14 protein-coding genes and 1 pseudogene are annotated in these 12917 nt (G+C 60.7%); 6 read left to right on the top strand and 9 right to left on the bottom strand.

Annotated features, from left to right (window positions below):
* Nucleotides 1-345 precede the first annotated feature (345 nt).
* From DM450_RS02545 to DM450_RS02570, 6 genes and pseudogenes are all read left to right on the top strand, one after another.
* The gene (locus DM450_RS02545) at nucleotides 346-807 is read left to right on the top strand and encodes a transcriptional regulator (RefSeq protein ID WP_054529585.1); all 462 of its coding nucleotides are present in this window, start codon (nucleotides 346-348) and stop codon (nucleotides 805-807) included.
* 49 nt (nucleotides 808-856) lie between these two features.
* Nucleotides 857-1108, top strand: a complete 252-nt coding sequence (locus DM450_RS02550) for an AlpA family transcriptional regulator (RefSeq protein ID WP_142632451.1) — start codon at nucleotides 857-859, stop codon at nucleotides 1106-1108.
* Nucleotides 1109-1486: 378 nt separating this feature from the next.
* Nucleotides 1487-2008 (top strand): annotated as a pseudogene (locus tag DM450_RS02555) (cytochrome P460 family protein).
* Between the two features lie 45 nt (nucleotides 2009-2053).
* Nucleotides 2054-3043 (top strand): cytochrome P460 family protein, encoded by a 990-nt coding sequence (locus tag DM450_RS02560; RefSeq protein ID WP_142632452.1) that lies wholly within the window; start codon nucleotides 2054-2056, stop codon nucleotides 3041-3043.
* 2 nt (nucleotides 3044-3045) lie between these two features.
* Complete coding sequence (locus tag DM450_RS26515) at nucleotides 3046-3597, top strand: cytochrome b/b6 domain-containing protein (protein ID WP_409529350.1); 552 nt, start codon at nucleotides 3046-3048, stop codon at nucleotides 3595-3597.
* Complete coding sequence (locus DM450_RS02570; protein ID WP_142632454.1) at nucleotides 3594-4154, top strand: anthranilate synthase component II; 561 nt, start codon at nucleotides 3594-3596, stop codon at nucleotides 4152-4154. Before DM450_RS26515 ends, DM450_RS02570 begins: the two co-directional genes overlap by 4 nt.
* A gap of 4 nt (nucleotides 4155-4158) precedes the next feature.
* Here the strand turns inward: DM450_RS02570 and DM450_RS02575 are convergent, their stop codons facing one another.
* The 9 genes from DM450_RS02575 to DM450_RS02615 all read right to left on the bottom strand — a co-directional run bounded on the left by DM450_RS02575 (nucleotide 4159) and on the right by DM450_RS02615 (nucleotide 12908).
* Nucleotides 4159-4758, bottom strand: a complete 600-nt coding sequence (locus DM450_RS02575; protein ID WP_142632455.1) for a sulfite oxidase-like oxidoreductase — start codon at nucleotides 4756-4758, stop codon at nucleotides 4159-4161.
* A 107-nt stretch (nucleotides 4759-4865) separates the two neighbouring features.
* Nucleotides 4866-5567 carry an aquaporin Z gene (gene aqpZ, locus DM450_RS02580; RefSeq protein WP_142632456.1) on the bottom strand — a complete coding sequence of 234 codons (702 nt, stop codon included), beginning with the start codon at nucleotides 5565-5567 and terminating at the stop codon, nucleotides 4866-4868.
* A gap of 64 nt (nucleotides 5568-5631) precedes the next feature.
* Nucleotides 5632-6594 carry a CorA family divalent cation transporter gene (locus tag DM450_RS02585; protein WP_142632457.1) on the bottom strand — a complete coding sequence of 321 codons (963 nt, stop codon included), beginning with the start codon at nucleotides 6592-6594 and terminating at the stop codon, nucleotides 5632-5634.
* Nucleotides 6591-7226 (bottom strand): uracil-DNA glycosylase family protein, encoded by a 636-nt coding sequence (locus DM450_RS02590; RefSeq protein WP_260610105.1) that lies wholly within the window; start codon nucleotides 7224-7226, stop codon nucleotides 6591-6593. Before DM450_RS02590 ends, DM450_RS02585 begins: the two co-directional genes overlap by 4 nt.
* Entirely contained in the window at nucleotides 7214-8338 is a 1125-nt protein-coding gene (locus DM450_RS02595; protein WP_142632458.1) for a DUF4331 family protein, read from the bottom strand. The genes DM450_RS02590 and DM450_RS02595 overlap by 13 nt, the downstream gene beginning before the upstream one ends.
* Nucleotides 8339-8380: 42 nt before the next feature.
* Nucleotides 8381-9016, bottom strand: a complete 636-nt coding sequence (locus DM450_RS02600; protein WP_142632459.1) for a hypothetical protein — start codon at nucleotides 9014-9016, stop codon at nucleotides 8381-8383.
* A gap of 134 nt (nucleotides 9017-9150) precedes the next feature.
* A complete protein-coding gene (locus DM450_RS02605) occupies nucleotides 9151-10293 on the bottom strand; it encodes a hypothetical protein (RefSeq protein WP_142632460.1) in 1143 nt (380 codons plus the stop codon).
* A gap of 31 nt (nucleotides 10294-10324) precedes the next feature.
* The gene (locus tag DM450_RS02610; RefSeq protein WP_185928686.1) at nucleotides 10325-11713 is read right to left on the bottom strand and encodes a mercuric reductase; all 1389 of its coding nucleotides are present in this window, start codon (nucleotides 11711-11713) and stop codon (nucleotides 10325-10327) included.
* 19 nt (nucleotides 11714-11732) lie between these two features.
* The gene (locus DM450_RS02615; protein WP_142632461.1) at nucleotides 11733-12908 is read right to left on the bottom strand and encodes an acetyl-CoA C-acyltransferase; all 1176 of its coding nucleotides are present in this window, start codon (nucleotides 12906-12908) and stop codon (nucleotides 11733-11735) included.
* Nucleotides 12909-12917 lie beyond the last annotated feature (9 nt).

The raw sequence follows: 12917 nt of genomic DNA on the forward strand, positions 1-12917 counted from the left end.
GAGCTCCATCTGGAGGGGTGAACCCAGCGTTCTTTCGTTCGCTGTGTGTTCCACATGCATCTAGGAAATCGATGTAGGAAAGTCGGATTGCCTCTGGGGCTGAAGTGGCGGACGGATATGGACGCATCAATTGGCCGACGTCGGCGATAATACGCAGAAACAGCGGCTTATTTGGTAATCAACGTCGACGAATCCCGACAAGCGTGGCGGTGATTGTCAGCGACTCGGGCCTAGAGGATGATTCGCCTAGAAACGAGATATTCCGTAAATGTTCTTTTCATTTTCCTACATGGATCATGCGCGATATGGCTACGACTCAGTTCCTCATCGTTGGAGTTTTTGTCGATGCACCAGCCCGCGCCATTCCGAGGCGAAGCCAACACCAGCCTCGCGCACATTCTTGCCCATGCAATCGAGTCGTCTGACAAGCCCAAGCACCAGATCGCTCGAGAAGTCGGGATCCACCGCGAGACGTTGCTTCGTGTCATGCGCGGCGATCGGCCGATCGGCCTTGATGAAGCCGCGCGCGTTCTCGATGTCTGCGGCGCCTTTCCCCGCGCCAGCATGATCCTCGCCTTGGCTGGTCAGGAGGATCTCGCCTGCGAATGGATGCGCAGCGAAATGGGAGAGTTTCTTGAGGACTTCTTCACGGCCTTGCCAGGCCAGCTCGAACGCACGCTTGGGCGACGCGTCGAAGATTTGCGGCCCCGGTGGGCGAACGGCACTTCGCAGCTCGTCGCCCGCATGCTTGCCAAGCACATCGATGATTTTGCCAACCGCGACATTTCGATGGCGCTGCCGCGCTGATCCAATTCACGTCGGAGGGGACCGAGAAATTGACCCGACAGGAACGATCATGAAAGCAAATCCACAGCTTGCCGAGAACGACGCCGACGCAGATCAGACTTCACCGCAAGTCCCTCCGCCGGCCCGGCTTTTGCGGCTGCCTGAAGTCATCGACCGCGTCGGCTTACGTCGTTCGGCTATCTATCAGCGGATGAGCGAAGGCCGTTTCCCGAAATCCCGTTCGCTTGGCCCCAAATGCGCGGTGTGGATAGAGGCGGAAATCGACGCGTGGATCAGATCAATTGCGGACAAGCCTCATTGAGACGTTCCGTGAACTATCGTGGAGGAAATCATCGCGCTAAGCCGCGTGCATGATTTATCGATACCTGTAGGACACGGTCAGAAGTCGAAGCCATCTTGCCCGATACTCATTCCGTATGGAAAGTATCCGAACCAGTTATTGGACAGTAGCCCTGATCGCCGGATATCTCACACTTGATCCATCGACAATCGGGCAGGGGGAGAGAAAATGGTTCGCAAGTTTTCGCTACTAATCCGGAAACTGGGCAGTCTTGCCTGTGCCACGGCCTTGATTTCGGCGTGTAGCAGCGGCGAAGGAAATTCAGCGTCTGGATCCGCGAGTTCGAAGAACGAAACGGCAGGCACGGCAGCCGCCGCGGCCGACCCGGCATATCCGGAGATGGATATTCCGCCCGTGTGGGACAGGGATGGCAAGCTTTTCCAGCCGAAGGATTTCCGCGAATGGGTATTCATCGGCGCGCCGTTGACTCCTAATGGCCTGAATGACGGCAAGGCGAATTTTCCTGAATTCCACAATGTCTACGTCCAGCCCGCCGCGTTCAAGGCCTATCGAGCAACCGGCAAGTGGCCAGAAGGCACGATGATGGTGAAGGAACTGCAGCTTGTCGGAGGGAAGGCGGAATTTTCGGATGGTTCCCGCTATGAGCCATCAGGACGTGGCTACTTCCCCGGTGCTGTCAATGGACTCGATGTTGCCGTCAAGGACAGCAAGCGGTTCTAGGAAAGCAACAACTGGGGCTATTTCAACTTCAACCATTCGGCGCCGCCCTACCTCGCTTCGACAGAGGCCAAGCCGATCGGCGAATGCGCGGGATGCCATATCGCCAATGCCGACGAGGATATGGTCTATGTCAGCCTTTACAAGCCCATCCTCGATCCGCTGCCACTGCCCGGCAAGTAACACGGCAACGCCGATCGTATGGCAGAAGACACGAGCGACCGGGATATGAGCAAGATGAATCGCAATCGGACGGGACAAGGCGCCCTCATGCTCGTGGCAGCGGGGCTTCTGGGCCTGTCGGCCTGTAAGGACACGCAGGATACACCTGTCGAAGCCGATACCTACTCGTCATTGGTCAGCGAGAGAGGGGAAATCAGCTTTCCGGCTGATTTCCCCGACGGTTTTCGTTTCATCGGTTCCTGGGCCGTTGCGGGAGAAGGCGGGGTGGCGGACATCCATTCGGTCTACGCACGGCCATCCGATGTCGATGCCTTCAGGCAAGCGGGCAGGTTTCCTGACGGTGCCGTGCTGATCAAGGAAGTTTCGGCCAGCCGGGGTGCCAAACACACGACCGGGGAGGCTTTCTGGCCGACCGACACGAAAACCTGGTTCATGATGGTCAAGGATGCCAAAGGCCGTTTTGGCGATAACCCGTTATGGGGCGATGGCTGGGGCTGGGCGCAGTTCGACCCTGCGGACACGACCCGCCAGATCGCCACGGATTACAAGACCGATTGCCAGTCCTGCCACATACCGGCGCAGGGCAACGATTGGATCTATACCTATGCCTATCCGGCGCTTGGTCCCAAGGGCCAGGTCAATTTGCCGGAAGGGGCGAAAACCGCGGCCATGACGCCGGATGCTGCCGGGCATGAGGCATCTGCCGCAACTGACGGAAAAGGCGATCCGGCGGCCGGGAAACTCGCTTTCGAGACGACCTGTGTGGCGTGCCATTCGACCGTTGCCGGGAAGGGAGGCGTCGGTCCGTCGCTGGCCGGCGTCGCGGGCCGCAAGGCGGGCACCGGGCCAGGTTATGCATACTCGCCGGAGATGACCAATTCCGGTGTGACATGGACACCAGAGAACCTTGCGAAGCATCTGGAAAAGCCGAGGGAATTCATTCCCGGCAACCGCATGGGCAATCTCTTCCCCAATGGTGTGCGCAACAGTGGGCACCGTATGGATATCGTCGCCTATTTGGGAACGCTCAAATAGATGTGAGCGGCGCAGGGCGTTCACCTTCAGCACGGCAACGGCAATGTCGTGCCCGTGCCCGATTTCACTCGATCATCGCGATTTCCTGTGCCGTCTCGCTGGGGACCGGCCTTGTCACTTTCGATTGGTCGTGGGAGGTGAGCTTCCCGCTGCGGGAGGATCTGTTCGCGGTTCACCGCGCGGCAGGTATGATTGGAATGGCCACGTCGCTGGCTTGGCTGCTGTATTATCGCCTTCCCCGAAACAGTTTTGTGCATGGCGGCAGGCGGCATCTGCTTGTGAGGGGATATCAGGTCGGTCTCGCCGTTCTGGCGGTGGCGATGGGCATGCTGGCCTGGATTGGACGGGCGCTGGACGGGCGCTGGATCGAACTCGTCTCTCCGCTGCCGGTCTATAATTTTGTGTCGCGGCCCGATGCACCGCTTGCTCATGCCCTGTTGTCATTCCATGCGCGCCTGTCCGGAGTCATGCTGGCCGCCGTCATGGTCCATGCGACATTTGCCGGCGCACACTGGCTTCGAGACCGGACGAGAAGGCGCACCAGAAAAAGATGATACTGCTGATAGACAATTACGACAGCTTCACCTGGAACATCGTCCAGTATCTTCAGGAAATCGGGCGGGACGTTCAGGTGGTGCGCAACGATGTGCACACTGTCGATCTGCTGATGGCAATAGAATCGGACGCAATAGTCCTTTCACCCGGACCAAGAACCCCCAGTGAAGCCGGCGTGTGCCTCGATCTGGTCCCTGCATGCGCGCGCTTGGGGAAGCCGCTGCTGGGTATCTGCCTTGGCCATCAGGCAATCGGCCAGCACTTCGGCGGTGAAGTGCGGCGCGGCGGCCTGATGCATGGCAAGGTATCGCAGATCAGCCATGATGGCATCGGCATTTTCCAGGGGCTGCCATCTCCCTTTCCTGCCGTCAGGTATCATTCGCTGGTGGTCGAGGATGTGCCTGCCAGCCTGATGATCACGGCCATGTCCGACGACGGACATGTCATGGGGCTGCAGCACCGACAACATCCGATTTTCGGTGTGCAGTTTCACCCGGAAAGCATCGGCACGGATCATGGCAAGGATATCCTTGCGAATTTCTGCGACATGCTGTGATGGTTCAGGAAAACCGCTCCTCAGCCCATGGATCGCCGCGTTGGTGATATCCGCGCAGTTCCCAGAAGCCGCTTTCTTCCTTCTGCGTGAACTGCATGGCCTTCACCCACTTTGCCGATTTCCAGAAATAGAGATGGGGCACCAGCAACCGGGCGGGGCCGCCATGCTCGCGTGTCAGGGGTTGGTCATCGAAACGGGTGGCGATCATCGCCTTGCCATCGGTGATGTCTGACAAGAGCAGGTTGGTGGAATAGCCTTCATAGCCTTGAAACAGGGTATGGGGGGAGGGCGGCTCGATTCCGGCACTCGCGAGCAGGTCGTCGATAGTCACGCCCTGCCAGTCGGTATCGAACTTCGACCAGCGTGTGACGCAGTGAATATCGCCGCGCCACCGTGTTTGTGGCAGGGCATTGAATTCCACCCAGTTCCAGCTCGCCAAAGTGCGCGGACCGGACTTGATCGAGAACGACCATGCTGCCGTGTCGATATCGGGCGTCTTGCCCGCCGTCATCACCGGGAACTTGCGGGTAACCGCCTGGTTGGGCGGTATCCGCCCGTCCAGACCTTCGCCGTATTTTCCGCCTGCCTGTCGTTCGTCGGTCATTGTCGTGATCCTTCATGGCAATCGACCAGCGCACCCCCGGCATGCATAAGAGTGCGCCGGGGATAGGAGTTCGCCGATTCATCTCTCAGAACGTTGACGTTTCCCGATCAGGCGTTTTCCGCACCATCAGGTCTGAGCAGCAAACGCCAGACAAGCGCACCGATCGCCGCGCCGACGACCGGCGCCAACCAGAACAGCCAGAGCTGCCCCATCGCTGCGGTTTCGGCGAACAGCGCCGCACCGGTCGAACGGGCGGGATTTACCGATGTGTTCGTGACCGGGATCGAAATGAGATGAATCAGCGTCAACGCCAGACCGATCGCAATGGGTGCGAACCCGGCCGGAACGGCGTTCGATGTCGATCCCAGGATCACGATCAGGAACCCCGCCGTCAAAACAATCTCGATCAGTAAAGCTGCCTGCATCGAATACCCGCCGGGCGAGAGTTCGCCGAAACCGTTGGACGCAAAACCGCCAGCGGCGAAACCGGCCTTGCCGGAAGCAATGGCATAGAGTGCGGCCGCCGCCACGATTGCTCCGGCGATCTGGGCAATCCAGTAGGGGACGAGTTCCTTCCACGCGAACCGTCCGCCAATTGCCAGTCCCAGCGATACGGCGGGATTGAAATGTCCCCCGGAAATTCCGCCAACGGCATAGGCCATGGTCAGGACGGTGAGGCCGAACGCCAGCGACACCCCGACAAATCCGATGCCCAGCTCAGGAAATGCGGCGGCCAGCACCGCCGAACCGCATCCGCCAAAAACCAGCCAGAATGTGCCAAAAAACTCGGCAGACAATTTTCGTACCATGACTTTTTCTCCCGATCCGAACCGAATTTTCTAACCGACCCGTAGGTCATTGAATGCCCATGTCTTATAGCCAACGTCCGCGACGGATCATCAGATAGCTTGCCCCGATCAACGCCAGGCAGATAAGGCCGATAATTGCAAAACCCGTCGGTTCGTTCATCCATGGGATGCCGCCGACGTTCACTCCGAACAGGCCAGTCAGAAATGTCGCCGGCAGGAACAACGTGGCGGCGACCGCGAACACCAGATTGGCCCTGGTTTGCCGAAATTCCTCGATCCGCTGGATGCGCTGATCGATGATGAGCGCGCGTTCGCGGATATCGCGCAGAGCCTCCAGAATGCCATGCAACCGGCTGTCCAGTTCGTTGAGGTGATCGCGATCGTCATCGCTGACCAGCGGACAGCTGTTCGAGGCGACCAGCCTGAAGATCGCGGCCTGCGGCGCAAGATGGCGATTGAATATCGCCGTGCGCCGCTCAAGTGCTGCAAGCCGGCCGCAGACCGCCTCGGTTTCCTCCCGCTCGACTAGCAGCTCCAGTGCGTCGATCTCCACTTCCATCGCGTCGATCAGCGGTTCGAATTCGTCATAGACGTGGCCGATCATCTCAATCAGAAAATCCGCGGTTGACGCCGGGCCGGTGCCCGCCTCCATTTCATCACGGATGGTCAGCAGCGCATCGATATCGCGCTCGCGCGCGCTGACTACGCGGTGCGGTTCGATCCACAGCCGCAGCGACACCATCATCTCTGGATCGGCGCCATCGTGCTGGTGCATAGCCTTGAACAGCACCATGATGCCCTCGGGCCGGACGATCGCGCGCGAGCGGGTTTCGTCGGCCACCATGGCCTGCGAGATGAACATCGGCAGGCCGAGTTGATCGTTAAGGATATCCTCGATGCCTTCATGGCGGGCGCAATAGTGCAGCCATTCGAAATTCGCGCGTTCGCCGACCGCTGGCGTGCGATTGACGATGTGGTGCACAAGCGCACCCGGTGGGCATGGGAGTTGCGCCGGATCCGGTTTCATGGCCTTCCTCCACCGGGTGAGAGTACCCTACCGATGCGTTCACGCAAGGCTGGCAGCACCTCCTCCTCGAACCACGCATTGCGCTTCATCCAGCCGGTTACCCGCCACGAAGGGTGAGGCAGGGCAATAAGATCGCCCCCGGACGCAAGCGAATTGCGGATGCGCGGTTCGAGCGAGGTGCCAAACTCCTTCGGCAGGCCGGTCTTTTGTGCATAGGTTCCCACCAGCAGGGTCAGTCGCCGGGGCGGCAGGACGTTCCGGATGCGGCCGTGCCACTTCGGCGCGCATTCGCGACGAGGCGGCAGGTCACCGGATTTGCCCGTGCCGGGAAAGCAGAACCCCATGGGCACCAGCGCAACCTTTGCTGGATTGTAGAAATCCGCATCACCGATGCCCATCCATTCTCGCAAACGGATGCCACTGGGGTCATTCCACGGCACGCCGCTTTCATGCGCCAAACGCCCTGGCGCCTGCCCCGTGATTACGATCTTCGCCGTGGCAGAAATCGCCATAATCGGGCGAGGGGGATTAGGCAGGTGCGCCTCGCACACCCGGCAGGCCAGGATGTCCCGTCGCATCCTGTCGATCTCGTCGGCCTTATCGTCACCAGCTGCCATCGTCAGGACGCGCAACTTGTCTGTTGCCCCTCGAAACCGACAGGCAAGCCTCCGGGCAGCGAGGCGAGCGGCATGACATAAGGGAAGGCATTTTGCCGGCGTGCGGCGTTTTCATTCGCTCCGTCGCTCTGCTGACGCCCCCAAAGCAGCGAGATCTGCGTGTCCATCACGTCATCGGCGATCTTGCGTCCACCCAGTGTGCCGGGCACATAGCTGGCAGGCCCGCCGACGGCATAGCCCAGCAGGTCGGGGAGGAGGCGGTGCGCCACGTCGTCAGCATAGGCGACTTCGGCGCCAGGCTTGCTGCCTGTGAGTGTGACCGTGCGCAGTACCGCCCCCCGAATTGTCGCGACGCGCATGCCGTCCGAATCCGGGCGATGCTGCACATGCTCCAGCGTGTTGGCGATATCGGCCCGCGTGAACATATGGGTCAGCAGAGGGTTGGCCATGCGGTTGACCTGGACCCAAGTATCGCCAAGGTGCCGGGCGCTGGTGGCAAAGACATGCACGTCCTTGCCCAGCATGGCATCGGGCACTTCCACCACGATCGAGCCGACGGCCTTGCCGATGAAGAAATCGCGCTTGCCGTCATAGACGGTGGGATCGAACTTGCCTGCATCGACGGCCGCATCCTGTCTGACCAGCCCGGCGCAGTTGCCCATGAACGGATCGCTGATCGGACCGATCCACAGCCGCATGCCGTTTGGCAGAGTGGCCGCGGTGCCGACTGCGGCAAGGCCGATCTCTTCCCCGGCCGAGCCGACCCCTTCGTTGGCACCCAGCACCTTGCCGACGCGGACCTTATCACCGGCCATGCGGAAGGTCAGCGTCATGCCCTGCGACAGGTCGGCCGATCGGGCGATGTGGATGCTGTAGAGCCCATCGGAGGCCAGCGGCGACTTGTCGTCAAGTTTCGCCGTCGGATTGAAATCGACGACAAACGCGGTGTATCCCTTGCGCTCGGCCGGAAAGACGAAAAGGTCGGTCAGGTCGAGAGCCGGGTTGCCTTGCGACAATGAGGAATCGAAGTGGTGCGATGCCATCGCCGGTCCTGGCGATGCCATCACCATTCCTGCCGCGATCAGTCCGCAGGTCAGGCGCGCTGCAAATGGTCTTGTGCCCTTCATTGAATTTCTCCCACTTTCCAGTTTCGAATTGTGTGTGAACCATCACGATATCGCCTGCGCGCGAAACGGTGCTTCGCGTTCCAGCCAGTCGGCGAAGCGCCGGTGCATGTCTTCCTTGCCGAAACAGACCGCGGTCTCGGATGGTTCGATTTCGATCTCGTCTTCCAGGCGCGAGGGGTGCCGTGTCTCTGCCCCCCTGATCATGACGACGGACAGGTCGATGTGATCGGGGATCAGTTCGCCCAGCATGACGGGGCCTCGCGGCCGCAGATGATGTTCGGCGATGGTCATTTCATCATCAAGGCTGAGCAGGCGGACGAAGCGGCGCTTGCCAAGGCTTGTCGTGCGCAGAAGAAACCAGCTCAGGAACCGGCACAGCAGGCCATCGACCACCGGATTGGCTATTATGACGAAATTGAGAGCGAGCGCGGCGAGAAGCCACAGCGCTTGTTGCAGGATCGAGCTCCTGTCCGGGCCCATCGCCGAAAACGTGACAACGAAGGTCGAGACCACCGAAACCAACCCCAGATTGCCGATGATCATCAATGTCATCAGCACCCTGCGCCTGATCGGGTAGTTCACGATCAATTCGGATTCGCGGGTTGTGAAGCCGGTGCCCGTCATGGCGGAAAGGCTCTGGAAGCGCGCCACGTTGTCGGGCAGGCCGGTCAGCCGCATGATGGTTGATGCGATCCGCACGATAATGGTCGAGAGCGTAAAGATCGCCATGACGGTGAATGCCGCTTCCATCTACTCCCCCATCTGCAATTCGGTCTCGTTTCGAGAACCCATTCCACCTCGCGCGATGCCAGTTAGCCGACCGGTATGGCAAATACAGTGATCGCGAACATCACAGCCGCAAGCATCGTGGCGCCCAGCCGAATCCGGGTGTCACTGCTGATTATCGCGGCAACAGCGCATTGCAGGCCATAGTAAAATGCGAAGGCCTTGGACGCGAGGACGAGCACCTGGGCCGTATCCGCGCTCCACGCCAGGATCAGGGCAACCGACAGGATTGCCGCATAGATTGCGCGTTCCGAAACCTTGCCGTCGGTGCGGTCGCGCACATTGCCTGTCCCGCCGATGGTATCGGCAATGGCCGCGCTGAATTGGCTGAAGATAGCGGCGCCGACCAGCGGCAGCACCAGCCAGGTGGCGACCTGCTTGACAATGTCCAGCAAGCCACTGTCGCTCATCACGCCATCGAGCAGGTGGGTATGCGGTGTCACCAGCGCGATGAAGGCGACATAGACCACGGTGGAAATGATCTGTGAAAGGCGCGATGCGCGGATACGGGTTTCGGGGCAGTAATGTTCCCCCAGATAGCGCGTGGTCTCGAAACCCTGGACGACGATGACCGTGCCGCCGAGCAGCAGCAGGGCATGCAGCGGTGTTTCCGCGCTGGCCTGCGGGAGCTTCAGCACGCCTTGCGTCAGCACCGAGGCATCCAGTTTCACGAATGTCGCCAGCAGGACCAGGACAATCGCCATTGTCAGGATCAGCGCCCATTTCTCCAGGAACTCAAGCGACTTCAGTCCTTTCCACAAGGCAAAAGCCAGTATCACGGCGATGCAGCCGCTGACCAGCAGGGACTGGTTGTACTGCGAGTCCGCGCCGGCCAGGTTGAGCGCGAACGAAGCCATGATCCGCAGGTACAGCGTGACCGAAATCACATAGGCCAGCACCAGTGCGAAATCCGAAACAAGTTCAAGTCGTGCGGGCCAGGCTGGCAGCTTGCGATTGAACAGCAGCGGTTCGACATGCCGGATATTGTGCCGCATCACCATGCCGATCGCGAAGGCCAGAGCGCAGATGCCGACCATGGCGAACACCGCATAGCGCCCGACCGCCGCCGACAGGATCGCGGCGATCACCAGAAAGCCGCTGCCGAAGATCGAAGCCAGCGGCGTTACCGTTGCCGACAGCAGCCCGCCGGGAACGGTCTCGCGGTGCATGTCGCAGGCAAGGGTTTGTTCCGTCATTCACTCAGGCCTTCGTCAACGGGGCCAGCTTGGCCAGGATTGTCGGCATGAATTCCGTGACCGTCGGGTGGACGGGCAGGGCATTGCGCATCGCCTGCCAGTGGCCGCCCGCTGCCATGAAATTGGAGAAGACCTGGATGATCTCATCGGCATTGATGCCCAGCATTGTCGCACCCAGCACCTTGCCATCATCGCCATCGACGATGATGCGGATGCGCCCGGTCAGTTCGCTTTCCTCCTTGGCGCGGCTCACGTCCTTCATGTCGTGTTCCGCGATCAGGATGCTGCGCCCTTCGTCGGCCAGTTTCTGCGCCTCGTAACGCTGGATGCCGACATGGCCCAGTGGCGGATCGGTAAACATGGCATAGGCCATCACCCGCGCGTCCGCGCTGCGCGCGCCGCCCGCGAGGTTTTCCGCGACGATCTCGAAATCATGATAGCTGGTGTGTGTGAAGGCACCGCGACCGTTGATGTCGCCCAGCGCCCATACTCCAGGTGCAGCCGTTTCGAGACGTTCGTTCGTTGCGATGTGACCGCGCGGCCCGGTTTCGATGCCGATGCCTTCAAGCCCCAGCCCATCGGTATTGGGCAGGCGTCCGGTGGCCACGAGCAGGTGCGTGCCACTTGCAACGCCGGTGTCCATACGCACCGTAATGGTCCCGGAAGCACCGGAAACTCCTTCGATCTTCGCACCCGTATGGAAGGTGATGCCCTCGGCTTCGAGAAATTCGCGGATCATCGCCGAAATGTCGGGATTTTCGCGCGAGGCGAGGGCGGGGCCACCTTCGATGACGGTTACATCGGCCCCAAGACGCCGGAAGATCTGCGCCATCTCCAGCCCGATATAGCTGCCGCCGATGATCACCAGATGCCCAGGCAATTCGTTCAGCGCCAGCAGCGAGCGGTTGTCGAGTGCAGGCACTCCGTCCAGTCCGGGGATCGGTGGCATGAAGGGGCGGGTTCCGGTGTTGAGAAAGACCTTGTTCGCCAGCAGTGTTTCACCGCCCGCGTTGACCCGGAACTGCTCGCCCTCGCGCCCTTCGATCTTTCCGTGGCCGATCACGACCTCGACCCCGCTGCCGCGCACCCAGCTCTCCAGCCCGGCGCGCGAGGTATCGACCCGCTCGCGCATCCGCGCCATCGCGCGGGGGAAATCGATCGTGACTGACCCGGTGTCGATCCCGAACTCGGCCGCGCGCCGCGCGATATAGGCGACCCGTGCCGACTTGCGCAGGGTCTTGGTTGGCGTGCAGCCGTTGTTGATACACGTGCCGCCGAGCCGTTCGGCCTCGATCAGTGCGACCTTTTCGCCCCGTTTGGCAAGTGTGACCGCCAGCGAAGGGCCAGCCTGGCCCGCCCCGATGACGATCGAGTCGAAGCTGCGATCTCCCATTATTTTTTTCCTTCTCGATTCAGAGTGTTTCGAACAGGACTGCGGCACCCTGACCGCCGCCGACACACATGGTGACGACGACGTATTTCGCACCGCGCCGTTTGCCTTCGATCAGCGCATGACCCGTGCAGCGCGAACCGGTCATGCCATAGGGGTGGCCAATGGCGATGGAACCGCCGTTAACGTTCAGCAGTTCGTCGGGGATACCCAGTTTGTCACGGCAATAGAGGACCTGAACCGCAAAGGCTTCGTTCAGCTCCCACAGCCCGATATCGTCCATGGTCAGGTCGAAGCGGTCCAGCAGTTTCGGGATCGCGAAGACGGGGCCGATCCCCATCTCGTCGGGCTTACAGCCTGCGACCGCCATGCCGACATAGCGGCCGAGCGGTTGCAGTCCGCGTTTTTCAGCCAGCTTTTCTTCCATCAACACACAGGCCGAGGAGCCATCGCTGAGCTGACTGGCGTTGCCCGCGGTAACTGATCCGCCAGGGATCACCGCCTTCAATCCGGCAAGGGCCTCGATCGTGGTCTCCGGCCGGTTGCCCTCGTCCTTTGACAGCGTAACTTGTTCATGGGTGACTTCGCCGGTTTCCCGGTTCTTCACCGCCTTGGTCACGGTTACGGGCACGATTTCCTGGTCGAAAAGTCCAGCAGCCTGGGCAGCAGCAGTGCGCTGCTGTGATTGCAGGCCATAGGCATCCTGCGCCTCGCGGCTGATGCCATAGCGGTTCGCCACGACTTCCGCGGTCTGGATCATCGGCATGTAGATGTCGTCGTGCAGCGCGATCAGCTCGGCATCGAAATCGATTCGGAATTCCGGCGTTTCGATCAGCGAGATCGATTCCTGGCCGCCACCGATCACCACATCCATGCGATCGACGATGATCTGCTTGGCCGCCGTGGCGATCGCCATGACGCCTGACGAACATTGCCGGTCCATCGATTGTCCCGCAACCTCAACGGGCAAGCCGGCCCGCAGCGCGACAAGTCTGCCAATGTTGTTCGCCGCCGCGCCTTGTTGCAGCGCGCTGCCATAGACGACATCGTCAACCTCGCTGGGATCGATGCCGGCACGCACCACTGCCTCGCGCACGGAAAGCGCGCCCAGCGTCGGCGCCTTGGTCATGTTGAATGCACCGCGCACGGCCTTGCCGATCGGGGTGCGGGCAGTTGAAACAATTACGGCGCTGCGCATGACTTGTCT

It is taken from the genome of Sphingomonas sp. IC081 (genome assembly GCF_006874585.1).
Taxonomy (GTDB): domain Bacteria; phylum Pseudomonadota; class Alphaproteobacteria; order Sphingomonadales; family Sphingomonadaceae; genus Novosphingobium.